This window comes from Microbacterium sp. Se5.02b (genome assembly GCF_019464375.1).
Classification (GTDB): Bacteria; Actinomycetota; Actinomycetes; order Actinomycetales; family Microbacteriaceae; genus Microbacterium.
The window spans coordinates 3074266-3099455 of sequence record NZ_CP080491.1 but is presented as its reverse complement, the minus strand read 5'-3'; the positions used below and the strand labels follow the sequence as shown (position 1 = coordinate 3099455).

Genomic DNA, 25190 nt, shown 5'->3' with positions numbered 1-25190 from the left:
GTCGGCGCCACACCACCGTGCGGCGCCTCGTACACACCAAGGAGTGACCATGGCGCAGAAGGATGCATCGGTCGCCGAGCTCACGAAGTCATTCGAGAACTCGACTGCCGTTCTGCTGACCGAGTACCGCGGTCTGACGGTTGCCCAGCTCAAGGAGCTGCGCAACAGCATCCGTCAGGACGCTGAGTACGCCGTGGTGAAGAACACGCTGACCAAGATCGCCGCCAACAAGGCTGGCATCTCCGCGCTGGACGACGACCTCAAGGGTCCGTCGGCTGTCGCGTTCGTGCACGGCGACTTCGTCGCCACCGCCAAGGCTCTGCGTGACTTCGCCAAGGCCAACCCGCTTCTCGTGATCAAGGCCGGCATCTTCGAGGGCAACGCCCTCACCGCCGACGAGGTCAACAAGTACGCCTCGCTCGAGAGCCGTGAGGTTCTGCTGGCGAAGGCTGCGGGCATGATGAAGGCGACGATGGGCAAGGCTGCGGCCACCATCGACGCGCTTCGCGAAAAGCTCGAGACCGCCGAGGCCGCGTAAGCGTCCGACGTTCTCGTACAACAACCCCATCTATCTAGGAGATACATCATGGCGAAGCTTTCCACCGAGGAGCTGCTCGAGCAGTTCGCTGGCCTGACCCTCGTCGAGCTCAACGACTTCGTGAAGGCGTTCGAGGAGAAGTTCGAGGTCACCGCTGCTGCACCCGTCGCCGTCGCCGGCGCTGCGGGTGGCGCAGGCGCTGCCGAGGCTGAAGAGGAGAAGGACTCCTTCGACGTCATCCTCGAGGCTGCTGGCGACAAGAAGATCCAGGTCATCAAGACCGTCCGCGAGCTCACCTCGCTGGGTCTCGGCGAGGCCAAGGCTGTCGTCGACGGTGCTCCCAAGGCCGTGCTCGAGGGCGCGAACAAGGAGACCGCCGAGAAGGCCAAGGCTGCTCTCGAAGAGGCCGGCGCGACGGTTACCCTCAAGTAATCACGCTTCAGCGTTCTTCACGAAGGCCCCGGGTTCGCCCGGGGCCTTCGTGCATTCCCGCCCCGGAGTCAGCGCGGGGGAGCGGTCGAGTTGCGCACCACGAGAGCGGATGCCGCGGCGACGTGTTCCAGTGGAGCCTCCGGCTGCTCCATGCGCCGCACCAGCAGCCGGACGGCTTCGTGTCCCTGCTCCCTGGGTGACTGGCCGATCGTGGTCAGCGCGAACATGTCGGCATGCTCGTGGTCGTCGATGCCGACGACGCTGAGCTCGGTCGGCACCGCGATCCCGAGTCGACGAGCCGCGATGATCGCGCCGATCGCCGCCTCGTCGCACACCCCCACGATCGCGGTGGGGCGATTCCGGCGGTCCCCGAGGAGTCCGGCCGTCGCCGTGTAGCCGCCGGGCATGGTCGGGGCGGACCCGGCGACCCGTGCGTGATCGGAGAGGCCGGCCGCGTGCATGGCGCCGTGATATCCATCGAGCCGCCTGGCGTCGCCGAAGCTCAGCTCTGCCGCATCCGTCGATCCGCCGACGAAGGCGATGTGGCTGTGCCCGAGCTCGATCAGGTGCTCGGTGGCGATACGGGCGGCAGCCGTGTCGTCGATGGAGACGGCGCTCGACCCCTCGCTGTACGGGCCCACGCTCACGAGAGGGCGCGCCGTGCGCTGCAGGCGCTCGAGTTCGTGCGCACTCGGCTGGATTCCGACGGCGATGATCCCGTCGAAGCGTCGACCGGGCAGCACGCTCTCGAACATGCGCTCCCTCGTCTGCGAGCCCTCGGGGACTCCGTAGAGCGCGAGGTCGTAGTCGAGTGCGAACAGGGAATCCTGGATGCCGGCGAGCAACTCCGCGAAGAACCATCGATCCACCGGCGGCATCACCACGCCCACCGTCTGGGTCCGCCCGGTCGCGAGGCTCGTGGCGGAGGAATGGGCGACGTAGGAGAGGTCGCGCGCCGCACCCTCGACCCGCGCACGGGTGTCTTCCGAGACGTAGCCTCGTCCGCTCAGGGCGCGACTCGCCGTGGCCTTCGACACCCCGGCGCGCGCCGCGACATCCGCGATCGTGCTCATCCGGTCCTCCTCGACCTGATCACGCCTGCGTGGGGCGGCGCTGAGCGCGCCGGGTGACAGCGTAGTCCGTGGTGCGCGAAAAAGGAACCGGTTCCACACGGCTCTCGAGGGAGCGCTCCCATCGGAGCTCGAGAACGGCGCCGAATGGTTGTGAGCTTGTGACCCTCGCGTGTTGTGCCGGGCGGCGGTACAACAGTATGTTGGCCTGGAATCGGTTCCCGAACGATGCCGCGGGGTGGCGTCAGACGCACGGGACCCTGTACTCGAAGAGGAGAATTCACATGGCTCTGTCACAGCGTTCCCGGCGTTACGCGCCACTTGCCCTGCTGGGGGTCGCGGGCATCGCGCTCGCCGGATGCGGAGCTCCCGGAGGGGCGCCGGAAGGGGGCGGTGGAAGCGGCGGCGGAGACAACACCGTCACGATCTACGGCACGATCGTCGATGACGAGGCGAAGCTCCTCGCGGAATCCTGGGCGGATTTCGAGAAGGAGAACGACATCACGATCAAGTACGAGGGCAGCCAGGACTTCGAGACGCAGCTCGGCACGCGCGCACAGGGTGGGAACCCGCCCGACATCGCGATCTTCCCGCAGCCGGGTCTGTTCGCGGACTACGCGTCGCGTGACCTGTTGAAGCCCGCTCCGGAGGCCGTCAAGAAGAACGCCGAGGAGTACTGGACCCAGGGATGGGTCGACTTCGGCACCTACGACGACACGTTCTACGGCGCGCCGCTGATGGCGAGCGTCAAGGGCTGGGTCTGGTACTCGCCGAAGAAGTTCGCCGAGTGGGGCGTCGAGCAGCCGACCAGCTGGGAAGAGCTGCTGACCCTCACCCAGACGATCGAGGAGAAGAGCGGTGCCGCACCGTGGTGCGCCGGCTTCGAATCGGGCGTCGCCACCGGGTGGCCTGGCACGGACTGGATCGAAGACCTCGTGCTGCGCAACTCCGGCGCCGACGTGTACGACCAGTGGGTGAAGAACGAGATCCCCTTCACGGACCCGCAGATCAAGTCGGCCTTCGACGAGACGGGCAAGATCCTGCTGAACCCGGCGTACGTGAACGGCGGCTTCGGTGACGTGCGCTCGATCAACTCCACGGCTTTCGGTGATGTGGCTCCCAAGGTGGCCAGCGGCGAGTGCGCGCTGACCCACCAGGCGTCGTTCCTCTCTGGCTTCTTCCCTGAGGGCACGGATGTCGCCGAAGACGGCGACGTGTGGGCGTTCCTCCTGCCGAGCAAGAGCCCGGACGAGACGTTCATCACCGGTGGTGGCGAGATCGTGGGCGCGTTCAGCGACTCCGAGGCGACGCAGAAGGTGCTCGAGTACCTCTCGAGCCCGGAGTGGGCGAACAGCCGTCTGGCACTGGGCGGGGTCACCTCCGCGAACAAGGGTGTCGACCTGGACGTCGTCGAGAACCCGATCCTGCAGGAGTCGATCAAGCTCCTCCAGGACGACTCGGTCACCTTCCGCTTCGACGGCTCCGACCAGATGCCGGGTGCGGTCGGCTCCGGCACCTTCTGGAAGGGCATGGTCGCCTGGATCAACGGCACCTCCACCGACGAGGTCCTCACGCAGATCCAGACCGGCTGGCCGTCCAGCTGATCGGATGAGGAGGGCCGCCCGGACGGGCGGCCCTCCTTCTCACACCCGGTCAGCGCATCGTCGCGCCGACCGCTGATCAGCTCCGTCTCCTGAAGGGGAATCCATGAACGCGACTGTGTTCTTCCAATGGATCGGGACACTCCCGCCGATCCTCCAGGCCCTCGCCGTGGTCATCGCGTTCGCGGTGGTCGTCGTGGTGATCCTGCTGCTCGTCGATATCGCACCGCGCAGCGGTGCTCTCTACACCGGCATCCGCCTCGCGATGTGCCTGCTCATCCCGCTCGCGGTGATGTGGTTCTTCAACTCCTACTACTGGGCGATGGGAGTGGCGGTCGCCGTCGGAGCACTGTTCTTCTTCCTCGACTACCGATCCCGTCAAGGCGCGGGATACCTGATCCAGCTCGTCGCCTTCATGGCTCCCGCGATGCTGCTGCTGCTCGCCGGACTGATCCTCCCGTCGATCCAGACCGTGTACGCGTCGTTCTGGAACTCGACCGGCAGCGACTTCGTCGGCTTCTCCAACTATCTCTGGATCTTCACCCAGTCCGACGGCGTCACGGCCGTGATCAACACGATCGTGTGGGTGCTGCTCGTGCCGACGCTCTCGACGATCATCGGCCTCGCCTACGCCGTCTTCATCGACCGGACCCGCGGCGAGAAGATCTACAAGCTGCTGGTGTTCATGCCGATGGCGATCTCGTTCGTCGGCGCGAGCATCATCTGGCGATTCGTGTACGCGTACCGCGGCCCGGAGTTCGAGCAGATCGGTCTGCTCAACCAGATCCTGGTCTGGTTCGGCGGCGAACCTCAGCAGTTCCTGCTGAACGGTCCCTGGAACAACCTCGCCCTCATCGTCGTGCTGATCTGGGTGCAGACCGGATTCGCGATGGTCGTGCTCTCCGCGTCGATCAAGGGTGTGCCCGCCGAGCTTCTCGAAGCCGCAGAGCTCGACGGCGCGAATGCCTGGGAGCGTTTCAAGTCGGTGACGATCCCGGCGATCCGTCCGGCGCTCATCGTCGTCCTCACCACCATCTCCATCGCCTCGCTGAAGGTCTTCGACATCGTCCGCACGATGACCGGCGGAAACTACGGCACCTCGGTGCTGGCGAACGAGATGTACACGCAGTTCTCGAAGTTCGAGGCGGGGCGCAGTGCCGCGCTCTCCGTCATCCTGTTCATCCTGGTGCTGCCGATCGTCATCTACAACGCACGCCAGATCAAGAAGCAGCGGGAGATCCGATGACTGACACCGTGAACTCAGACACCGCAGCCAGCACTCGGTCGATCACCACCGCCGGCCGGTTCGAGGCCTCAGCAGGCCGCGCGCGCAAGCGTCTCAGCCGGCCGTGGGCGTCGGTCGCCTCGATCGTGATCGCGGTCGTGTGGACCATCCCCACGCTCGGGCTCTTCATCTCGTCGTTCCGCGAGAGGGATGCGATCGAGACGACGGGTTGGTGGACGGTCTTCACCAACCCGCAGCTGACGCTGGACAACTATGCGGCCGTGCTGCAGTCCGGCACCACGCAGCTGACGATCCTGGAGTCGTTCTTCAACTCGATCGTCATCACGATCCCCGCGACGCTCATCCCGCTGATGATCGCCGCGATGGCCGCCTATGCGTTCTCATGGATCGAATTCAAGGGGCGCAACGCCCTGTTCATCTTCGTGTTCGCACTGCAGATCGTGCCGATCCAGATGGCCCTGGTCCCGCTGTTGTCGTCGTTCTCGCGGGGTATCAACCTGTTCGGCGTGCAGGTGACGCTGGGGCTGGATGTCGCCGGTGGCTACGCGCAGGTGTGGATCGCGCACACGATGTTCGCCCTGCCGCTGGCCATCTACCTGCTGCACAACTTCATGTCGGAGATCCCCGGCGAGATCATCGAGGCCGCGCGCGTCGACGGCGCCTCGCGCGGGCAGATCTTCTTCCGTGTGGTGCTGCCGTTGACGATGCCCGCGATCGCGTCCGTCGCGATCTTCCAGTTCCTCTGGGTGTGGAACGACCTGCTCGTGGCGCTGGTGTTCGCCGACGGAGCCGCGTCGCCGATCACGAAGGTGCTCGCCGAGATCACCGGCCGTGGCGAAGGCTGGTACCTGCTCACGGCAGGCGCCTTCGTGTCGATCATCGTGCCGCTGATCGTGTTCTTCGCGCTCCAGCGCTACTTCGTCCGCGGTCTGCTGGCCGGATCGACGAAGGGATAGCGAGTCGGGATCCTCGACGACGACGCCGCGACGACTCGAGATGGTCGTCGCGGCGTCGTCGGTGTCAGCGGGTGTGCTTCCTCTTCCACGCCACCGCATCTCGGGGGGAGTCCACGAGCACGGCATCCACGTGGAGGCGTGCGAGTTCTCGATATCGTGCCTCATCCGCCACCCCGATCGCCATCGTGTTCACGCGGTTCGCCGGGTCGACACAGCGAACGGCCTCGCGATCCCACGGGGTGATCTCGACATCGCTGCTCGCGGTGCCCAAGGTGAAGGTCTCGCTGACGGTGACCTTTCGACGGTCCTCGAACGCCAACCAGGTGCCCGGAGCCGGTGGCGACGGGCATTCGTGGGCCAGTGCGATGTCGAGAAGGCGTTCCCGTGTCGTGTCGCGGTCTTCGGCGACCTGGACGTCGCCGGCCAGGCGAGCTCGTCCCGTCGCCGTGGCATCCGTGGAGGAGATGACGGTGTTCTCCGTGCGGCCGACGCTCCGCAGGACGGCGACGACCGCGTCGGCGAGCGGGGCCGGGTCGGCCTGCTTGAGGTCGAGGAAGACGAGACGGTCTGCGGGGATGTCGTCCAGTGCCTGTCGGAGCGTCGGGAGAAGCGCAGGGGCATCGCGGTAGGGGGTCTCCTCCGACCCGCGAGGATGGAAGTTCCAGCCTGCATTGAGCGTGGTCAGCTCGGCGGCGGTCTTCTCGGAGACGGTTCCCGACCCGTTCGTGTTCGCCGCCAGGTCGATGGGCCGGTACAGCACCGGCACGCCGTCTCGGGAGAGCTGCACGGTGACCCAGATGGCGTCGGCACCGTCGCGCAGAGAACCTCGGATGCCTTCGACGGTGTTCTCCGGATAGTCGGCCGTTCCGGCCCGATGAGCCACGATCAGGGGTTCTCCTCGGCCGTCGTGCGGGGCTGCGGCGATGCGTCTGGCCGGTCCCGGGTCCGGTGCCGCGGCAGATGCCGTGGTCGACCCGGCGGCGAGCACGAGCCCGACCGCTCCGACGGCCGCTGCTCGTATCCAGAACGGATGATGATTCGAGAACATGGGGACGCACTCCTTCGCGAGCTTGCGCTCGGTGTGATTCCCGCCACCCGATCACGGTAACATTTCACTTTTCACGCTCGTGTTCGCGGCTGGCGCAACACAGCCCCGGTCGCGGCATCCGCGCGTCTACCCTGAAGTCATGAAGTACGCAGACTCCATCGTCGATCTCGTCGGCGACACGCCCCTCGTGAAACTCCGTCACGTCACAGAGGGCATCGCGTGCACCGTGCTCGTGAAGCTCGAGTACCTGAACCCCGGCGGCTCGTCGAAGGATCGGATCGCGGCACGGATCATCGACGCCGCAGAGGCCGCGGGAGATCTGAAGCCCGGCGGCACGATCGTCGAACCCACCAGCGGCAACACGGGCGTCGGGCTGGCGCTGGTGGCGCAGCAGCGCGGCTACAAGTGCGTGTTCGTGCTCCCTGACAAGGTCGGCGAGGACAAGATCGATGTGCTGCGGGCCTACGGCGCGGATGTCGTCGTGACGCCGACCTCGGTCGCCCCCGAGAGCCCGGAGTCGTACTACAGCGTGAGCGACCGTCTCGCGCGGGAGATCCCCGGTGCGTTCAAGCCGAATCAGTACGAGAACCCGAACGGTCCGCGCAGCCACTACGAGACCACGGGTCCGGAGATCTGGCGTGACACCGACGGACAGATCACGCATTTCGTGGCCGGAGTCGGCACCGGCGGCACGATCACCGGGACGGGGCGGTTCCTCCGCGAGGTGTCGGACGGACGGGTGCGCATCGTCGGCGTCGACCCCGAAGGCAGCGTCTACAGCGGCGGCACGGGACGCCCGTATCTCGTCGAGGGCGTGGGGAGGACATCTGGCCCGGCGCCTACGATCCGACCGTGCCGCACGAGATCGTGGCGGTGGGCGACGCCGAGTCGTTCGCGATGACGCGCCGGTTGGCCCGTGAGGAGGGCATCCTCGTCGGCGGATCGAGTGGCATGGCCGTCGTCGGCGCTGCGCGTGGCACGTGGGCTGCCGGCCGACGCCGTGATGGTGGTTCTCCTGCCGGACGGCGGACGCGGCTACCTCGGCAAGATCTTCAACGACGGATGGATGCGCTCGTACGGCTTCAGCGACGTGGAAGAAGGGGAGACCGTCGCCGACGTGCTCGCCGCTCGCGCTCCTCGGCGGGAAGCCGGCATGCCGGATCTGGTGCACGCCCATCCCACAGACACCGTGCTGGAGGCGATCGGCATGATGACCGAGTACGACGTCTCGCAACTGGTCGTGCTCAGTGCGGAGCCGCCCGTCATGATGGGCGAGGTCGTCGGAACGGTCGACGAGAAGGGGCTGCTCGATCTGTTGTTCCGCGGAGAGGCGAGTGCCACGGACGCGGTCGGATCGCACGTCGGCGAGCGGCTTCCGCTCATCGGCATCCACGCCACCGTCGGCCAGGCCAGGGCCGCGCTCGCCGATGCCGATGCGCTGCTGGTCACGGAAGACGGCAAGCCGCACACCGTGCTCACCCGACAGGATCTGCTGGCGTACCTGTCGCGCTGACATCGGCGGCGGTGCGGGTGCCGCGCTCGACGCCGGGCGTAACAGGGGCGGTCGCCGTGGTGGTCGCAGACGTAGGCTGAGACTCATGTCCGACCACGCCTTCGCCACTCGTGCCATCCATGCGGGACAAGCCGCCGACCCGACCACGGGCGCGATCATCCCGCCGATCTACCAGTCGTCCACGCATGTGCAGGACGGCATCGGCGGTTTCCGCGAGGGCTACGAGTACAACCGTGCGGGCAACCCCACGCGCTCCGCGCTCGAGACGCAGCTCGCGGCTCTGGAAGGTGGAGCGAGCGCCCTGTCGTTCGCATCGGGCCTCGCCGCCGAAGACGCGCTGCTGCGCGGCATCCTGAAGCCCGGCGATCACGTGCTGCTCGGCAATGACGTGTACGGCGGCACCTATCGGCTGCTCACCAAGGTGCTGGCGCCTTGGGGCATCGAGACCACGACGGTCGAGCTCTCCGACGTCGACGTGCTGCGCGCGGCGATCCGGCCGGAGACGAAGATCGTGTGGCTCGAGACGCCGAGCAATCCGCTGCTGAAGGTCGTCGACATCGCGCTGACGGTCGAGATCGCGCACGAATCCGGTGCGCTCGTGGTGGTGGACAACACCTTCGCGTCACCCGCACTCCAGCAGCCGCTCGCGCTCGGCGCCGACCTGGTCGTGCACTCGACCACGAAGTACCTCGGCGGGCACTCCGACGTGCTCGGCGGCGCCGTCGTGTTCCGCGACGACCGGTTCTTCGATCAGGTGAAGTTCCAGCAGTTCGCGGTCGGCGCCGTGTCGGCGCCCCTCGACGCCTGGCTCACCACCCGCGGCATCAAGACGCTGGCGCTGCGGATGCGCCAGCACTCCGAGAACGCGCAGGCGATCGCCGAGTGGGCGGCGGCTCGCCCCGAGTTCGCGCAGGTGTTCTTCCCCGGCCTCGCCTCGCATCCCGGCCACGAGATCGCCGCGAAGCAGATGAGCGGATTCGGCGGGATGCTCTCGCTCGGACTGGCCGCGGGCGCCGATGCCGCACGCGCCTTCGCGGAGAGCACGACCCTCTTCCAGCTGGCCGAGTCGCTGGGCGGCGTCGAGTCGCTCATCGGCTACCCGCCGGACATGACCCATGCCTCGGTGCGCGGCACCGAACTCGCGGTGCCGGAGAACGTGGTGCGGCTCTCCGTCGGCATCGAGGACATCGGCGACCTGATCGCCGACCTCGAGCAGGGGCTGGACCGCATCGCGCGCTGAGGATCGCCTCCGTGGACCGGGGGAGAGGGTGAGACGGCGGTAGCATGGGGTCTTCCCCGCGGCGAATCGATTCGAGCCGTGGATCCCCGACCTCTGGAAGGACGTCGTGTCCGACGCTCCCCGCACTGACTCCACCCCTGCCGTACCGTCGGAGCCCTCCGTCGACGCAACCGCGATCCCGCCGGTCGAGCGCACCGCGACCGGCAGCATCCGCACCTCGACGCCTACCGGCGCGATCCGCACTCTGGGCGCGAACCCGGCCACCGCGCCGATCATGCTGCACCCCGGAGACGCGATCTCCCTGGGCCGCCGGACGCTCTACATCATCCTGCTGGGCGCGCTGACGGCGCTCGGTCCGTTCACGATCGACCTGTACCTTCCGGCTTTCCCCGTGCTCGAGGAAGACTTCCAGACCACGGCGGCGGCCATCCAGCTGACCCTGACCGGCACGATGATCGGCTTCGCCCTCGGTCAGCTCGTGGTCGGTCCGCTGAGCGACAAGGTCGGCCGTCGGGTGCCGCTGATCGTGGTGACGGCCCTGCACGTCCTCGCGAGCGTGGGCGCGGCATTCGCTCCTGACCTCGGTCTGCTCAGCGCGGCGCGGGTGCTGATGGGCGTCGGCGCGGCCGCCGGTGGCGTGGTGGCCATGGCCATCGTGCGCGACCTGTTCGGAGGTCGGCGTCTGGTCGTCATGCTCTCCCGGCTCGCTCTGGTCTCCGGTGTCGCGCCGGTGATCGCACCGCTCATCGGATCCTGGCTGCTGACACTCATGCCGTGGCGCGGCATCTTCGGTGTGCTCGCGGCCTACGGCATCGTGATGCTGCTGAGCACGATCCTGTTCGTCCCGGAGACGCTGCCCGTGGCGCGCCGACAGGACCGCGGTGGGGCGACCATGCTCCAGCGGTACCGCTCCGTGCTCACCGACCGGGTGTTCCTCGGCGTGCTCGTGATCGGCGGCATGACCTTCTCGGGTCTGTTCTCGTACCTCTCCGCCTCGCCCTTCCTGTTCCAGGAGACGCACGGACTCGATGCCCAGCAGTACGGTCTGCTGTTCGCCGTGAACTCGCTCGGCGTCGTGGTCGGGGTGCAGACCGCGTCCCGACTCGCCGCCCGATTCGGTCCGCAATGGGTCATGGCCTATTCGACCGCCGTGCTGCTGCTCGCCGCCGTGGCGATCATCGTCACCGATCAGCTCGGGCTCGGGCTCTGGGGAACGGTCGTGCCCCTGTTCGTCTTCATGACCGCATGCGGTTTCACGTTCCCGAACGTGCAGGTGCTCGCCCTCGATCGACACGGCAAGGCCGCTGGTACCGCGGCATCGATCATCGGCGCCACGAACTTCGGCGTCGCAGGACTCATCTCGCCCGTCGTCGGCTGGCTCTCCCACGGCGCAGGGATCACGGCCACGACCATGGCGTCGGTCATGGTCGGCTGCGCGGCGATCGGCATCCTCTCGCTGTGGCTGGTCGTGCGCCCCCGCACGGTGGGCATGCTCACTCCCTGACCGTTCAGGGGTCATCCGACAGAATGGGACGATGAACAGGCGCGCGCTGCTGTGGTGGGGGGTGGGCCTCCTCGCGCTCGCGACGGCTCTCGGCGCCGTGGTGGTGTTCGCCTACCCGGAGACGCCCGGGTTCGACCACTGGTGGAACGAGACCATCGCCGGTGCGCGGGCCGAGTGGATGCTCGACTTCGCTCTCGCGCTGAACTGGGTCGGCGGCGGCTGGGTCGCGATCCTCGGCGTGCCGCTGCTCACGATCCTCGTGCTCGTGCTCGCCCGGCGGTGGCGGGGTGCGGTGTTCGCCGCCGTGTGCTTCGCTGCGAGTGCGGGAGCCGTGCAGTTGCTCAAGACGATCTTCGGCCGCGCCCGACCGGACGACATGCTGGTCGTGAGCGACTACGGCTCGTTCCCGTCGGGGCACACGGCGAACGCCGCCACGATCGCGCTCGTGCTGTGGGTGCTCTTCCCCCGCGTGTGGATGGCGATCGCGGGGGCGGTGTGGGTGCTGGCGATGGCGCTCTCGCGCACGTTCCTGTCGGTGCACTGGGCGAGCGACACCGTCGGGGTGCCCTCGTCGGCGCCGGCGTCGTCCTGGTGCTCGCGGCCTGGCTGCTGCCCTGGGTGCAGCGCACGAAGTCCGAGGTCGAAGCGCCGATAGGCTGATCGGACCCGTCCAGCCAGAGGAGTTCGTCGTGTCGCGCATCCGTCCCTATCGCCCCGCCGACCGCGCCGCGTTGTACGAGATCTGCGTGAAGACGGCCGACGCCGGGGGAGACGCGACCGGCATCCTCTCCGATGACGAACTCTGGGGCGACCTGTTCGCCGTGCCATACGCCGAACGGCATCCCGACCTCGCCTGGGTGGTCGAGAGCGACGACGACCGCACGATCGGCTACATCGTCGCGACCGACGACACGGATGCGTTCTACACATGGTTCCGCGACGAATGGTGGCCGACGCGGCAGGAGCGCTACCCCCGACCCGGCGACCTCGTCACACGCGAGGACCGCATGGTGGACTACGGCTACGGGCGCGCGCCCGGCATCGAGCCGAACGCTGCGGACTATCCCGCCCACCTGCACATCGACCTGCTCCCCGAGACCCAGGGCCAGGGACTCGGGCGCGCTCTCATGGACACGCTGTTCGCCGAGCTGACCCGGCGGGGTGTGCGCGGCCTGCACCTGGGCATCGACCCGAACAACGCCGGAGCCGCCGCGTTCTATGAGCGCCTCGGCATGACGCGTCTCCCCGCCGAGCCGGGCGGGCAGATCTACGGCGTGCGCTTCGACGACTGACGGCGGGACGGCCGACAAACGAGAAGGGCCTCCGCTGATGCGGAGGCCCTTCTCGACTTTCTGGCGGTGACGGCGGGATTCGAACCCGCGGTTGCTTGCACAACACACGCTTTCCAAGCGTGCTCCTTCGGCCGCTCGGACACGTCACCAAGGAACAACCTGTCCATCCTATCCGATCGCCCGGGCGTGACGTGACAGGGCCCCGAGACGGCCGCCCCGGACCCTCGCGCCTGCGAGATGTAACATATTGCATGTCGGACGCAGACGTTTTAACCTCACACGAGGACGATGCGCGAGCATCGGGACCTTCGGGGGGACGCATGCAGGGAAGTTCGACGACGACGTCGCGGCCAGGCCATCGCACGACGACGGCATTCGAGCAGTACGTCAGCGGAAGACGCGCGCTGCTGGACGGAACGGCCTTCTTCCTCGAATCGGTCGCGCACGCGGAAGCGGTGCTGCAGATCGCCGAACCCGCCGACGTGATCTTCGCGCCCTCCCACACGGCGCAGCAGGAGGACCCGAGGATGGTCGGATATCTCGGAGGGTTCCGGCGTCCGGGCGACATGATCGCCGTCGACGGCCGTCTCGCGGTCGAACTCCAGGATTACGTCGCGACCCCGTTCCTGTCGATCGGCGGTCCGACCGTGATCCGGCAGCGCAGCGCGGAGGGCGTCGCTGCATTCCTCAGCGATGCCGACACCGCGAGGGAATGCGGGATCTTCGTCGATCAGCTACTCGACCGTCACGTGCTCCTGGACGCGCGGGCGCTGTTCGTCGGCGCCGACCCCGCACGGGATGCGCTGGTGCGGGTCCATGTGTCCGCCGCCGGCGAGTACCGGGACGGGGTGGACGGGTTCCCGCTCGGCCGGGTCGGCGATGAGCGGGCAGACATCGAGGCGTCCGCAGCCGTCGGCGCCGGGCCCGGCCGGGCGTTCGCACGGATCGTCGATCCGGCCATGCTCGCGGCAGACCTCGACGACCGGCCGTGGATCGGACGGTACGCCGCGCTCCTCGAACTGCTGCGACGGTGGGACGATGCGCCGCGGCGACCGATCGTCTCGGGGTTCGGCGGGCACCTGGTGCGGGCGCTCGACCACGGTGCGGCCTCCCCTCCGTCCTGTCTCCCGAGGCACCCTTCCTCCTCGCCGCCGACACGGGGAGTACTTACTGGCCGACCCCGTGAGCGGCAGACGCTTCCCCTCGATTCCGGCACGGCTCGCGCGGCCGAATGTCTCATCGCGACGGCCGACGAGTCCGCGGCATCGGCACTGCTCGCATCCGAGCTCGACACAGGGGTGGGCAGCGTCGCTCAGATGGTGCACGATGTGCGGGACGGCTTCGCGGCGGCGGGACTCGACCTCGTCCAGCGCCGGCGGGACGCTGCCTGATGCGCTCAGACGGGCGTGCGGTCGAGACTGAACGACAGGGTGCGCGGGCGCTCCGCGAGTGGATCACGGGAGAGAGGCGCGACTACGCGCGGGTGTTCCTCCTCGAGCCCGGAGCCGCGACGGAGAATGTCGAGGGCGTGGCCGGTCCCGACGACGCGGTGCTCCTGCCGGTGGAGTGCGGCGCGTATGACGGGCAGGGTGCCGCGATCCGCTACAGCGGGATCCTGAGCGACGCCGGGGACGAGCTGTTCATCGGTGATCGCGGCGTCGAGCTGCAGGACTACGTCGCGGCGGCTTTCGTCCAGATCGTCGGTCCCACGGCGGTGAGCATGGTCGACGAGACCGGCTGGCAGGCCTTTCTCGCCGACGCGGACCTCGCTCGTCGCACGGGAGTCTTCCCCTCGGCGCTGCTCGATCCGCGGGTGCTCCTCGCGGATCGCAGCGCCCTCACGAACCCGACGGAACTCGTGACGCCCAGCGCCATCAGGGTGCATCGGGACGGCGCCATCGGCCTCGGCATCGGCGGCGAGGTCGTCGGCAGGGTCGATGACCTTCCCACCCTGCTCGCCACCCCCGTAGCCCGCTCCGCCTCACTGGCGGGTGCCGTGCCCGCCGATGTGCTCGCCTCCGATCTGGCGGCGCGCGAGTGGGTCGGACGGTACCTGCTCGCGACGGACCTCATGAAGATGCTCCGCCTGGCGAACGGGGCCGCCACGATCTCCGGCTTCGGCGGGGCGTTCTTCGAAGATCACCTCGCAGACGCCGAACCACTCACCGCGGATCCGTTCCTCATCGAGACCGCAGACGTGTTCGTGCTCGCAGACACGACGACCCTGCGCCGCCGCTTGCTGTCACGACCGACAGCCATGGTGGTCGCCGCCACTCAGACATCGAGCACTCTGGAGGTCGCAGCAGAGCGGACGGCGCGACAGCTCGGCGTGTCGGCGTCTGAGGCGCGCAACCTCTGCCGTGAGGCCCTCACCGCGCTCGACGTCCACCTCGGCCGACGAACAGGCGCTTCGTATCGGGCGGACGGGGTCGAGCAGTGAGCGCTCCGCACACACTCTGGACGTCGATGCTCCCCGCCGACTCGACCTTCTCGCCCGACCGGATCGCCGTGGGTGCCGCCGGACACCGCATCGAGTTCGCCGACGGGTCCACGCGGCTCTGCGCCACGAGCGGGCTGTGGAACGTGCCGCTGGGCTTCGGCAATCCGGCCGTCGCCGAGGCCGTGTGCAAGGCGACGCACGACGCGTCGTACCTGTCGCTGTTCCGTGCACCGCATCGATATGCAGAGGCTGCCGCCGAGGCACTCATCGAGCTCGCGAACCCGCGTCGGTACAGCCGCATCATCTTCTCCACCTCGGGCGGAGCCGCCAACGACGCCGCGATGAAACTGGCACGACAGTACTGGGCGCACCAGGGCGCCGGATCCCGCACGATCGTCGTCGGACTCCGAGGCAGTTACCACGGGACCATGTACGGCAGTCATGCGTTGAGCGGCGACGACCTCCTCCAGTCCGCGTACTCCGTCGACCGCCGATCCATGCGGCACGTGACTCACACCGACGACGGAGACGAGCTCGAGACGCTGCTGACGCGCGAAGGATCCAGGGTCGCGGCGGTCGTCGTCGAGCCTGTCCTCGGAAGCGGGGCGTACGCGTTGTCCGACACCTTCATCCGCCGTCTCCTCACGTTGCGGGAGCAGCACGGATTCCTGGTGGTGGCCGACGAGGTCGCGACGGGCTTCGGACGGACCGGGACCATGTTCGCCACCGACGGATGGGAGGCCGCACCCGATGTCCTTATCCTCTCGAAAGCGCTCACGAACGGTGTGATGGGGGCGGCGGCGCTCCTCGTGGGACCCCGCATCGCGTCTGCGTTCGTGCGCGGCGGATGGACGTTCGTGCACGGCGAGACCCAAGCGGGGACACCGGCATGCGCGGCGGCCATCCTCGCGGTGATCGACGAATTGCACCGCATCGACGTGACGGCGACCACTCGCGCGCTCGCGACCGAGCTGCGGGACCTGGCCATGTCGTTGACCGCGGACGGCATGGTCACGGAGGTGACAGGACGCGGCTGTTTCGTGGGGCTCGGACTGCGCAATGCCGATGAAAGCCCGCTCTCCGGAACCCAGGTGCTTCGCGTCGTTTCGGCCATCGCAGACAACGGCGTCCTCGTGCAGCCGGGTCCCAGCGCCATCGAGCTGATTCCGCCGTACGGCTTCACGGCGAGCGAGCTGCGCGACACCGAGGCTGCCGTGCGCGCCGGGCTCTCGCGCGTGCGGGAGGCGTCCGTATGAGCACGGCGTTCGGGGGACGAGTGCCGACGCTGTGGCACGGCGCCGGTGTCGCGCGTCGTATGACGAAGAGGTTGACTGCGGGTCGCGAGACGCTCGTGGTCGCGGACGCGGCCCTCCCTCTGGCGTCTCTCGTCGCACATGCGACGCGAGTCGTGAGTGGACGCGTCATCGGTCGATGCGACGACCGTGGTCGCGATCGCACGGGAGATCGCCCACCGGCCGCCCGCCGTGATCGTGGCTGTGGGAGGAGGCAGCGTGCTCGACGCCGGCAAGATCGCCGCGCTCGCGGCCGCCAGGGGACGCCTGCTGGACTACACCCTCGGACACGCATCGAGCGCCGCATTGACGTTCGTCCCCGATGCTCCGCCGCCCGTGGACATCGTCGCGGTGCCGACGACGCTCGGCACCTCGTCGGAGACGAACAGCGTGGGCATCCTGAAGAACGAACACGGTCACCGTCTCATCGTCGGACGCGCGCTCACGCCGCGCCACGCCGTTCTCGATCCGTGCGCCCTGGCCACGCTCGCACCCCTCGCGGTCGGCGAGGGGGTCATGGAGGCCTTCCTCCGTCTGGCCGGCGCATCGACGAGTCCGCGGAGGAGCATCAGGCAGCACACGGATGCCGTCGCCCTGGGGAGGGCGCTGCTGGAGTCGGCCACCCGCGACACGAGTTCCGCGGCGGGAAGACTGCGCCTCGCGCGCCTGAGCGCAGCCACCCAGCGCACTGCCGCGTTGCGAGGACCTGATCCGTACAGCGCCAGACATTGGTACGCGGCGAACGAGGTGGCGTCTCACCTGGAGGTGCGGAAGATGGTCGCCACGGCGACCGTCATCGCTGCGGTCTGGCGTCGGATCTGCGCGGGAGACGTGCGGTGGGGCGACCGGGACAGCCTCGAACTCTTCTGGCGGAGCGTCGCGTGCGGGATGGCGGCACCCCTCGACCCGCCGTCGGGCATCGCGACCCTCATCGAACGCTGGGGGATCCCGCGTGCGCCGCGACCGACGGCATCCGAGATCGATCGCATCGCCGAGGCCATGGAGAGGGCGTGGGGAGACCGTCACCCCATGCTCCCTGGTCTCGTGGCGGACGATTTCGGCGATCTGCTTCGCGACTCCGACTGGAGCCCACGACCGGTCGGTGGCGATCGCCGGCCTTCGATGAATCTGCGAGGAGGTGAAACGAATGAACACGAAGGGTGAGAAGCGGATCCGCTTCCAAGAACTCGACGAGATGGAAGCCCTCAGCTGGGAGAGCTTCTATCAAGGCGTGATCGGTGCGCTGGTACTCATCGGCATCGGTGCCGCCGCCGCCACGTGACGCCGTCGCCCGGCGGGAATCGATAGAGGGAAGGAGGTACACATGCACGCCGAGATGTCGACGCTCGAGTTCACCGAACTCGAGGCCATGGAAGCGCTGAACGACACCGACGACTACATCCGGGGCTTTGCCGTGGGCGTGATCATCGGAATCCTCGCCCTGACGTAGGAGCGAGACCGGAGAAGTGACCGAGGAGGTTCACAGTGCAGACGATGACGCTCGAGTTCCAGGAGCTCGAACAGATCGACGCGCCCCTCGAATGGTGGCAGCACGTCAGTTACATCATCGCCATCATCGGCGGTGCGGCCGCGATCGCGACCTGAGAGAAGGGGTGCGGGTGCCCCATGCGCCCGCACCCCGTTCCACACAGAGAGGCGAAATGCGAGTTCCCGATTCGATAACCCGAACCGTAGCGGCGCGCCTGGGAAGGGAGGGGGCATCTCCCCGAGCACAGGACCTGTACGCCGGTGCGGGCACCGACTTCTATGACCGGCTGGTCGGTCCCGACCGCGCAGAGATCCGAGAGATCCTGGCGCTCGCACGCGACGCGGCGGGACCGATCCTCGATCTCGCCGCTGGCAGCGGGAGGGTGACCATTCCGCTGGTGAGGTCCGGCAAGGATGTGACCGCCGTCGACCTCTCCGACGACATGCTCTCCCACCTTCGTCGCGCTCTGCCAGACGACGACAGAGTGCAGTGCGTCGTCGCGGACATGCGCGACTTCTCGCTGCCGCAGCGATTCGGGCTCATCGTCATCGGTGCGACATCCATCACGCTGCTCGACCGTGCCGGGAGGTCGCTGCTGTACGCGAACGTACGACGTCACCTCGCGGCCGGAGGAGTGTTCGCCTTCACCGTCGCAGGAGGCGCCTCTGCACAGAGCCTCCTGACGTCGGCAGACCAGGAGGTCGTGGTGCCCGGGCCCGCCGGAGACGACACCTATCTCTTCTCGCAGCAGATCGAGGAGGGCGGTGCGGCGCGACTGGTCAACTGGGTGCGCGTCTCCGACGTGGTGCCCGGGGGTGAGGTGACGGTGTTCACCAGCCGTCTGCGACTGCTCGATCACGAACGTCTCACGCGCGAGCTCGTGGATGCGGGCTTCGCCCACCCGGAGGTGTCGCCGGTCCGGACCCCGCACGGCGTGGACATCCTCCTGCTCACGACGTCGTGGGCGGGGTCCGCGGAAGGGGAGGGGTGACCGTGCCGGGGATCGGGTTCGCTCGCCGTCGGGCGTCCGCCGAGGCGCCACCCCTCACGGCCGACGCGCGCCCGCGCCTCGCCCCCGGTGTCGTCTTCGAGGAGGCTGCGCAGGGAGAGGGGTGGATCGCGACGCTCCACGGCGTGCCCTCGGCGAGAGTATCCGGCGCGATGGTCGAGATGTTGACGGCGATGGACGGCGACACCGCGCTCCGTGATCTGCACGCCCGTTTCGCCGCGTCGGAGTCGGAGGAGAGCTTCGGGGACCTGATCCGACGCCTCAGCGCCGCGGGGTTCCTCGGGGCTGAGGCGAAACTCCCACCCGGTCGGCTGAGCTATCGACCACCCTTCACCCTCCAGGTCGCGACCCTCCGTGCTCCGGGCCTGTTCCGCGGCATGAACCGCCTGCTCGTCCCGGTCCCACCCCGCGTGCTCCTCTGGGCGGTCGCCGTGCTCCTGGGCGGGGAGTCTTCGCCGCGATCGCTCAGGCGGCGGAACTGCGGAACGTCCTCACCCGGCCGATCGCTCTCCCCGGCCTTGTGGTCGTCGTCGTCGTGCTGTCTCTCCTGACGCTGCTCCACGAGTGCGCCCACGGACTCATGCTCACGAGGTTCGGCGGGACGGCGCGCAGGGCGGGCTTCATGCTCTTCTACCTCACGCCCGCCTTCTTCGTCGATGTGACGGACGGCTGGCGTCTGCGCGACCGGAGGCAGCGCGTCGCGGTCGCGCTCGCGGGTCCGGCGGTGCACGCCGTCGCGGCCGCGGTCGCGCTCCTCGTCGCCGTCATGCTCCCGCAACCCGCGGTCCACGAGGCGCTGCTGCTCGTCGCCGTCTCCTGCGTCGGCGTGGTCCTCCTCAACCTGATCCCGTTCGTGCGCTTCGACGGGTACATCGCGCTCATGAGCGCCGTGGACGAACCGAACCTCCGCGTCCGCGCGATGCGCGACGGCACGGATCTCCTGGCCCGTGTCCTGTTCGGCGCGCGTCGGTCGAACCTGCGTCTGGAGAGGTGGTGGAGCATCCCGTTCGGACTCGCCAGTCTCGTCGCACCCGCGGTGCTGGTGCTGTTCGCGGTCGCCCGTGCGGTTCGGGCGCTCGCCGGGGGCGGGCCGATCCTCGGAGTGCTGGTGGTCGCGCTGGAGTCCGTGGTCGTCCTGGCGGCGGTCTCCCTCCTCGCCAGGGCGTTGCTCCGTGTCCTCCGATCGGGCGTCTCGCGGCTCCGCGTGATCTCGGTGAGCGCCCTGCTGGTCGCGAGCGTCGTGACGGCTGGCGTCCTCATCCCTGTTCCAGTGACGGCCACGCTCGGCTTCGTCGTACGCGACGACCATGTGGTCCTCGTGCAAGCCGCGCAGAACGTCGACGTCGAGGTGCCGGCGGGCGCGCACGTCGTCCTGATGAGCAGCGGCATCCTCGCGAACGATCAGGTCGGCACGGCGATCGCTCGACCCCGGCGCCCGACACCGACGAAGGTCCCGCTCGATGCGCTGCTCCCGGTGACGGCCGCGGGGGTGTCGGTCCCGGCGGTGGTCGTCGCACGGCTGGAAGTCGCGGAAGAGAACGACACCCTGCCGTCCGCCGGTCAGGCACGGATCGGACTCGGCGTGCGCAACCTGTGGCAGACCCTCTGGACGACGGGCGTCACGATGCCGCTGTCGCTCCCGGGGAGTGAGAAGTAGGAAGGGATGAGGATGAAGGATCACGCAATCGAAGTCAGAGGGCTCACGAAGAGGTACGGGCGCCGGATCGCGGTCGACGAGCTGTCGTTCGCCGTACCGCGGGGCACGATCGTCGGGCTCCTGGGGCCGAACGGCGCAGGCAAGTCGACGACGCTGCGGGCGATCGTCGGTCTGCTCGCGCCGACGAGCGGCGAAACCCTCATCGACGGCGTGGCGTTCTCGGCTCTCGCCGACCCGGCATCGCACGTCGGTGTGCACATGGACGGGTTCGGTTTCGAAGCCGGTATCTCGGCGCGGCGCCACCTCGAGATCTGCCGGCTCGCGTGCGGTGCACCTCGCAGCCGCGTCGACGAGGTGCTCGAGGAAGTGGGGCTCACGGCGGACGCCCGACGTCGGGTGAAGACCTTCTCGACGGGCATGGCCCAGCGGCTCGGGCTGGCGACCGCCCTCATCGGTTCGCCGCGGACGCTCGTGCTGGACGAGCCGGCGAACGGCCTCGACCCCGACGGCATCCGCTGGCTGCGTGCTTTCCTCCGCGACTTCGCCGAACGTGGTGGCACCGTGCTGATCGCCAGCCACCAGCTCGCCGAACTCGAACACGTGGTGGACGAGGTCGTCATCATCCGACGGCGTGTGCTCTTCTCCGGACGCCTCGATGACCTCGTCACGCGAGACACCGACACGCTCGAGAGCAAGTACTTCGAGCTCGTCGAAGGAGCGTCCGCATGAGGGGCGCGGTCCGCAGCGAGGTTCTGCGCGCCGTGAGCGGGACCTCCGTCATCGCGGTCTACTTCATCGCTCTCCTCATGCCCCTCTTCGTGCTCTTCTCCGACGGGTCGCGGTTCGACCTCGCCGGCCTCGACTCCGCTGCGGCCACCACCCGACTGCTGGAGCCCCTCGCCTGGTCCGTCATCTCCGCAGCGTTCGTCGGTGCGTACGCCGTGACCCGCGAGTACTACTACGACTCGATGGACCGGACGCTCACGGGGGTCGGCTTCCGTCGGGCCTTCTCCGCGAAGCTCATCGCGGGCGCTCTCGTGGCCGTCGCGCTGTCGGTCGGCATCTTCGCGCTGTGGACGGTCCTCGTCCTGTTCCTCCTGATCCCCGAGGGGTCGACGCTCGTGCTCACCCCCCTCGCGTGGCGCATCTATGTCGGCGCCGTGTGCGGTGCGGTGCTCGGCGCTCTCATCGGAGGAGCCATCGGCTGGATCACCCGGAACTACTATCTGACCGCCGGCATCGTCCTGGTCTTTCCGATGGCCGTGGAGTTCGCGATGATGCGCACGGCCCCGGACGTGGCGAAGTTCTCGCCGGGGCTCGCCCTCGTCGCTCTGAGCGTCCCCGGCTACCAGGGTCGCCTGCTCGAGTTCGTGCCTGCTCTCGGCGTCGGACTCGTGTGGACGATCGCGCTGGTCCTCGGCGCGTGGGTTCTGGGACGCAGGAGAGTCGCGTGATCGGTCGGGCGCTTCGTGCGCAGGCCGCTGGCTTCGGCGGCGACGTCGTGCTCCTCGGGGCAGCCGCGGCGGCGTTCGTGGTGTCGCTGTCGGTGGCGGCCGGTATCCCTCCCGAACTCGCTGGTGCGCCGGCCGACCTCCGCGAGGCGCTCGCCGCCCCGTTCGGCGTCGTGCTCGCGACCTACGGCGCCGTGCTCGCGGCGGTCTACGGCTCTTTCCGCTACACGATCGACCGGCGCGACGGCGTGATCGCGCAGCGACTCACAGTGCAGCCGCGCTGGGTGCTCCTCCTCGCCAGGCTGCCGGCTGTTGCGGTCGGGGGCGCACTCGTCGCTCTCGCGGGCGTGGTCGGCGGGCATGTGGCGTTGGCGGTCGCGATGGGCGGGGTCCCGGTGAACTGGTCATCCGTCGGATCCACCCTCGTGGTCGGCGCGGTCGCGGGCCTGTGGGGGATGGGCATCGGACTCGTCGTGCAGTCCCACCTCGTGGCACTCTTCGTCGCCGCGATGTCGATGGCGGTGGCGGTGCTCCTGGCGATGCTGTGGGGGGCGGGGGCCGTCTATCTGCCCCTCCTCTCGATGCTCCAGGCCTTCCCGTTCGATGTCACCGCCGTGGGCATCGCGCCGGAGGTCCGCCTCGACGGCTCCCTGGCTGCGCTGGTGGCCGGCGGGTGGGTGGCCTCGGCTCTGCTCGGCGGGGGAGTCCTCTTCCTGAGACGCGATGTCACCTAATCGCCCCGAGCGGCTCCGATGCGCATCTCGGCGGGCGCATGCCGACCGTCACGGAGACACGACGTAGGATCCCTAGGTGGCAACCCCCAAGATCGTCCTCTTCTACGCGTTCACCCCTCTCCCCGACCCCGAGGCGGTCCGTGTCTGGCAACGCGACCTCGGCGAGGCGCTCGGACTGCGTGGGCGCGTGCTCATCTCGAAGGACGGGATCAACGGCACGCTCGGCGGTGACCTCGACGCGGTGAAGAAGTGGCGCCGGTCGTTTCGCTCGTATGCCCCCTTCGCTGACGCCGACATCAAATGGAGTGAAGGGACGGGCGTGGACGCCGAGGGGCGCAGCGTCGACTTCCCCAAGCTCAGCGTCAAGGTGCGTGAAGAGATCGTCTCCTTCGGCGCCCCGGGTGAACTGCGCGTCGACGAGCACGGAGTGGTGGGCGGCGGCGCGCGACTGACCCCGGAGGAGCTGCACGGCCTGATCGAGGAGCGCGGCGACGAGGTCGTCTTCTTCGACGGACGCAACGCCCTCGAGGCGCAGATCGGTCGGTTCCGTGGCGCGGTGGTTCCCGACACCGACACCACCAGAGACTTCGTGCGGCTTCTCGACTCCGGCGCCTATGACGACCTCAAGGGCAAGCCCGTCGTCACCTATTGCACCGGCGGAATCCGCTGCGAGGTGCTGTCGAGCCTGATGACGTCGCGCGGCTTCGGCGAGGTGTACCAGCTCGAGGGCGGCATCGTCCGGTACGGCGAGAAGTACGGCGACGACGGTCTGTGGGACGGGTCGCTGTACGTGTTCGACGGCCGCGGTTCCGTCGATTTCTCCGACCATGCACGGGTCATCGGGGAGTGCGCAGGGTGCGGAGCGGCGACGAAGCGCACCGCGAACTGCCCCGACCCGTCGTGCCGTTCGCAGTTCGTGGTGTGCGAAGCCTGCGACGCCGTCGCGTGCACCGCACACGCGGCCTGAGCGCCGCGACCGTGAACGCTCGCTGACGGGCAGAGGTCACACCGCGACGCCGGGTTCGGCGGCGCGGGGTGCGTACAGCGATCGGGGAAGCAAGGTCGCCCGCACACGCGTCGGACGATCCACACTGTGGCGCAGCTGCACGATCACCTCGCGCAACGCCGGGGAGAGGTCGGTCGGGGTGTCACCGGATCTGGCGTAGTTCGCCCGCTCGACAGCATCGGTCAGGCGACGCATCGCCCCGGGATCCACGTGACTGTCGTCGACGAGCCCGGCGGCCCGCACCCGCGGGGTCTCCGCATCGGACACGGGCAGCTGCAGGTCGATCAGCGTGTCGCGGATCTCGGCCCAGGCAGCTGCCGGGTCGCCGCGGCGCGCCCTGCGCATCCGCCCCCGACGTTCGACGACGCGGATGGCCGCCGGGAGGAGCAGCAGCGCCACCGCGCCGAGCGTCGTGAACAGCACCGGTGCCGGATCGAGTGTGCGCAGTTCGTCGCCGCTGGCGGAGTCGCCGCCCGCATCGTTCCGATCGATCTCCGGACCCGAGGTCTCTTCCGTCTGCGGCGCCGTGGTCGGTGCGGGCGTGGCGGGGCTCCCGGGGTCGCTGCCCTCGGTGGTGCCAGGGCTGAAGGCGGTCGGAACGCCCAGCGAGGCGGTGGGTTCGAACGGGATCCAGCCGATGCCGGGGAAGCGGACCTCGGGCCAGGAGTGCAGCTGGTCGCTGGTCACCGAGAAGACGGATTCGGTGCCGCGCTTCTCGTCGGTGAGCGAGCCGGGAAGGTAGCCGACGACGATGCGCACCTGCATGCCGAGGCTCTCCGCCATGAGGGCGAACGCTCCCGCGAAGTGCACGCAGTACCCCGAACGTTCCTCGAGGAACGCGCCGACCGCCTCGGCCCCCGTGCCGTCGAAGCCTTCCTCCACCGGGGTCTCGAGGGAGTAGGTGAAGTCCGAGCGGAACCAGTTCTGCAGGGCGATGAGCCGGTCGTAGTCGGTGCTCGCGGCCGCGGTCACCTCGGCGGCGAGTTCATCGACGATTCCGGGCAGCTCGACCGATTCCGTGTCGGGGTCGCTCACCGGAGCTGCGGCATCGACGGCACGGATCTGCTCCAGGGTGGGGGCGAGCCGCGATGAGGTGACCGTGTAGTCGTTGCCGACGGCATCCGCACTGCGGGAGAAGAGGGTGCGGTTGTCGGGCGAGACCCGCCAGGAGCCGCTGAGCCCCTGCACATCCGTGGCGGGATACGGCACCGGGAGCCAGGAGCTCGACATGCGCAGCACCCGGATGGAGGTGTTCTCCTCCTCCGTCGCGACGTCCTCGGTCCATTCCGGTGCGCCGAACCCGTCGTCCTGCGACTGCAGATCCCCCTGATCGGGCTGCCACACGCGTCCGTCGAAACGCGAGAGCGTCGTGAGCCGCAGGTACGGAGCGGTGTCGGTCTCCGCCGCGACGGTCAGCACCTCCACCGGATTGGGCTGGCGCAGGTCGTCGCCCAGACGCAGCGACGCGTCGACCGTCACACCGACCCCCGTGCCGGCCACGCTGGTCGCGAGGGGCAGGGCTGGGGCGATCGCGACGGTCGTGACCAGCGCGGCGGCGCCGACCGCGACGGCGACCGGGGTGGATGAGCGTCGGGGGATTCCGGATGGCGGCGTGCCGTGAAGTGGAAGAGGAGGAGGACGGTGACGCCGAAGAGCACGAACCAGACGACGT

General features: G+C 68.7%; 26 protein-coding genes, 1 tRNA gene and 1 pseudogene. 24 read left to right on the top strand and 4 right to left on the bottom strand.

Features of this window, described 5'->3' with window-relative positions; translation table 11 throughout:
- Positions 1-49: 49 nt before the first annotated feature.
- Together rplJ and rplL are read left to right on the top strand one after the other, a co-directional pair.
- The gene (gene rplJ / locus K1X59_RS15410; protein ID WP_183150716.1) at positions 50-538 is read left to right on the top strand and encodes a 50S ribosomal protein L10; all 489 of its coding nucleotides are present in this window, start codon (positions 50-52) and stop codon (positions 536-538) included.
- A gap of 48 nt (positions 539-586) precedes the next feature.
- On the top strand, positions 587-970 hold the full coding sequence (gene rplL, locus K1X59_RS15405; protein ID WP_017201501.1) for a 50S ribosomal protein L7/L12: 384 nt from the start codon (positions 587-589) through the stop codon (positions 968-970).
- Positions 971-1038: 68 nt separating this feature from the next.
- Here rplL and K1X59_RS15400 read toward each other — a convergent pair whose 3' ends face one another.
- Positions 1039-2043, bottom strand: coding sequence for a LacI family DNA-binding transcriptional regulator (locus tag K1X59_RS15400; protein ID WP_183150715.1), 1005 nt, complete (start codon positions 2041-2043; stop codon positions 1039-1041).
- 281 nt (positions 2044-2324) lie between these two features.
- Between K1X59_RS15400 and K1X59_RS15395 the strand changes: the two genes are divergently transcribed.
- The 3 genes from K1X59_RS15395 to K1X59_RS15385 all read left to right on the top strand — a co-directional run bounded on the left by K1X59_RS15395 (position 2325) and on the right by K1X59_RS15385 (position 5843).
- Positions 2325-3644: an ABC transporter substrate-binding protein gene (locus K1X59_RS15395; RefSeq protein WP_183150714.1), complete on the top strand. Its 1320-nt coding sequence runs from the start codon at positions 2325-2327 to the stop codon at positions 3642-3644.
- Positions 3645-3747: 103 nt separating this feature from the next.
- A complete protein-coding gene (locus K1X59_RS15390) occupies positions 3748-4887 on the top strand; it encodes a carbohydrate ABC transporter permease (RefSeq protein ID WP_202045291.1) in 1140 nt (379 codons plus the stop codon).
- Positions 4884-5843: a carbohydrate ABC transporter permease gene (locus K1X59_RS15385; RefSeq protein WP_183150713.1), complete on the top strand. Its 960-nt coding sequence runs from the start codon at positions 4884-4886 to the stop codon at positions 5841-5843. Before K1X59_RS15390 ends, K1X59_RS15385 begins: the two co-directional genes overlap by 4 nt.
- Before the next feature lie 64 nt (positions 5844-5907).
- On the opposite strand, the gene K1X59_RS15380 is transcribed toward K1X59_RS15385, so the two are convergent.
- Positions 5908-6891 carry a glycerophosphodiester phosphodiesterase family protein gene (locus K1X59_RS15380; RefSeq protein WP_183150712.1) on the bottom strand — a complete coding sequence of 328 codons (984 nt, stop codon included), beginning with the start codon at positions 6889-6891 and terminating at the stop codon, positions 5908-5910.
- A gap of 139 nt (positions 6892-7030) precedes the next feature.
- Between K1X59_RS15380 and K1X59_RS15375 the strand changes: the two are divergent.
- From K1X59_RS15375 to K1X59_RS15355, 5 genes and pseudogenes are all read left to right on the top strand, one after another.
- A pseudogene (locus tag K1X59_RS15375) lies at positions 7031-8404 on the top strand (cystathionine beta-synthase).
- An 85-nt stretch (positions 8405-8489) separates the two neighbouring features.
- Complete coding sequence (locus tag K1X59_RS15370) at positions 8490-9644, top strand: cystathionine gamma-synthase (RefSeq protein WP_183150711.1); 1155 nt, start codon at positions 8490-8492, stop codon at positions 9642-9644.
- A gap of 106 nt (positions 9645-9750) precedes the next feature.
- Complete coding sequence (locus tag K1X59_RS15365) at positions 9751-11148, top strand: multidrug effflux MFS transporter (RefSeq protein ID WP_183150710.1); 1398 nt, start codon at positions 9751-9753, stop codon at positions 11146-11148.
- 31 nt (positions 11149-11179) lie between these two features.
- Entirely contained in the window at positions 11180-11803 is a 624-nt protein-coding gene (locus tag K1X59_RS15360) for a phosphatase PAP2 family protein (RefSeq protein ID WP_244632075.1), read from the top strand.
- Between the two features lie 34 nt (positions 11804-11837).
- On the top strand, positions 11838-12440 hold the full coding sequence (locus K1X59_RS15355) for a GNAT family N-acetyltransferase (protein ID WP_183150709.1): 603 nt from the start codon (positions 11838-11840) through the stop codon (positions 12438-12440).
- A 61-nt stretch (positions 12441-12501) separates the two neighbouring features.
- Here K1X59_RS15355 and K1X59_RS15350 read toward each other — a convergent pair.
- A tRNA-Ser gene (locus K1X59_RS15350) sits at positions 12502-12589 on the bottom strand.
- A 171-nt stretch (positions 12590-12760) separates the two neighbouring features.
- Here K1X59_RS15350 and mpaB (K1X59_RS15345) point away from each other — a divergent pair.
- The 14 genes from mpaB (K1X59_RS15345) to K1X59_RS15295 all read left to right on the top strand — a co-directional run bounded on the left by mpaB (K1X59_RS15345) (position 12761) and on the right by K1X59_RS15295 (position 23479).
- A complete protein-coding gene (mpaB, locus tag K1X59_RS15345; protein WP_244632074.1) occupies positions 12761-13831 on the top strand; it encodes a daptide biosynthesis RiPP recognition protein in 1071 nt (356 codons plus the stop codon).
- Complete coding sequence (mpaB, locus tag K1X59_RS15340; RefSeq protein ID WP_220173553.1) at positions 13831-14880, top strand: daptide biosynthesis RiPP recognition protein; 1050 nt, start codon at positions 13831-13833, stop codon at positions 14878-14880. Before mpaB (K1X59_RS15345) ends, mpaB (K1X59_RS15340) begins: the two co-directional genes overlap by 1 nt.
- On the top strand, positions 14877-16136 hold the full coding sequence (gene mpaD / locus K1X59_RS15335; protein WP_183150708.1) for a daptide-type RiPP biosynthesis aminotransferase: 1260 nt from the start codon (positions 14877-14879) through the stop codon (positions 16134-16136). Before mpaB (K1X59_RS15340) ends, mpaD begins: the two co-directional genes overlap by 4 nt.
- A 156-nt stretch (positions 16137-16292) precedes the next feature.
- Positions 16293-17336, top strand: a complete 1044-nt coding sequence (gene mpaC, locus K1X59_RS15330) for a daptide-type RiPP biosynthesis dehydogenase (RefSeq protein ID WP_183150707.1) — start codon at positions 16293-16295, stop codon at positions 17334-17336.
- The gene (mpaA1, locus tag K1X59_RS21710; RefSeq protein WP_258566875.1) at positions 17320-17454 is read left to right on the top strand and encodes an MpaA1 family daptide-type RiPP; all 135 of its coding nucleotides are present in this window, start codon (positions 17320-17322) and stop codon (positions 17452-17454) included. The genes mpaC and mpaA1 overlap by 17 nt, the downstream gene beginning before the upstream one ends.
- Positions 17455-17496: 42 nt before the next feature.
- Positions 17497-17622 carry an MpaA2 family daptide-type RiPP gene (mpaA2, locus tag K1X59_RS21705; RefSeq protein ID WP_258566874.1) on the top strand — a complete coding sequence of 42 codons (126 nt, stop codon included), beginning with the start codon at positions 17497-17499 and terminating at the stop codon, positions 17620-17622.
- Positions 17623-17666: 44 nt separating this feature from the next.
- A complete protein-coding gene (gene mpaA3, locus K1X59_RS22520; RefSeq protein WP_309491588.1) occupies positions 17667-17777 on the top strand; it encodes an MpaA3 family daptide-type RiPP in 111 nt (36 codons plus the stop codon).
- A gap of 56 nt (positions 17778-17833) precedes the next feature.
- Positions 17834-18652 (top strand): daptide-type RiPP biosynthesis methyltransferase, encoded by an 819-nt coding sequence (gene mpaM, locus K1X59_RS15325; RefSeq protein ID WP_183150706.1) that lies wholly within the window; start codon positions 17834-17836, stop codon positions 18650-18652.
- On the top strand, positions 18649-19221 hold the full coding sequence (locus K1X59_RS15320; protein WP_183150705.1) for a hypothetical protein: 573 nt from the start codon (positions 18649-18651) through the stop codon (positions 19219-19221). The genes mpaM and K1X59_RS15320 overlap by 4 nt, the downstream gene beginning before the upstream one ends.
- Entirely contained in the window at positions 19206-20327 is a 1122-nt protein-coding gene (locus K1X59_RS15315) for a site-2 protease family protein (RefSeq protein ID WP_183150704.1), read from the top strand. Before K1X59_RS15320 ends, K1X59_RS15315 begins: the two co-directional genes overlap by 16 nt.
- Positions 20328-20339: 12 nt before the next feature.
- Positions 20340-21056: an ATP-binding cassette domain-containing protein gene (locus K1X59_RS15310; protein ID WP_183150703.1), complete on the top strand. Its 717-nt coding sequence runs from the start codon at positions 20340-20342 to the stop codon at positions 21054-21056.
- A complete protein-coding gene (locus tag K1X59_RS15305; RefSeq protein WP_183150702.1) occupies positions 21053-21781 on the top strand; it encodes an ABC transporter permease in 729 nt (242 codons plus the stop codon). Before K1X59_RS15310 ends, K1X59_RS15305 begins: the two co-directional genes overlap by 4 nt.
- Positions 21778-22512 carry a hypothetical protein gene (locus K1X59_RS15300; protein ID WP_220173552.1) on the top strand — a complete coding sequence of 245 codons (735 nt, stop codon included), beginning with the start codon at positions 21778-21780 and terminating at the stop codon, positions 22510-22512. Before K1X59_RS15305 ends, K1X59_RS15300 begins: the two co-directional genes overlap by 4 nt.
- A 76-nt stretch (positions 22513-22588) precedes the next feature.
- Entirely contained in the window at positions 22589-23479 is an 891-nt protein-coding gene (locus K1X59_RS15295) for a rhodanese-related sulfurtransferase (protein WP_183150701.1), read from the top strand.
- A 36-nt stretch (positions 23480-23515) separates the two neighbouring features.
- Here the strand turns inward: K1X59_RS15295 and K1X59_RS15290 are convergent, their stop codons facing one another.
- Positions 23516-25117 carry a DUF3488 and transglutaminase-like domain-containing protein gene (locus tag K1X59_RS15290; protein ID WP_258567230.1) on the bottom strand — a complete coding sequence of 534 codons (1602 nt, stop codon included), beginning with the start codon at positions 25115-25117 and terminating at the stop codon, positions 23516-23518.
- Positions 25118-25190: the final 73 nt, after the last annotated feature.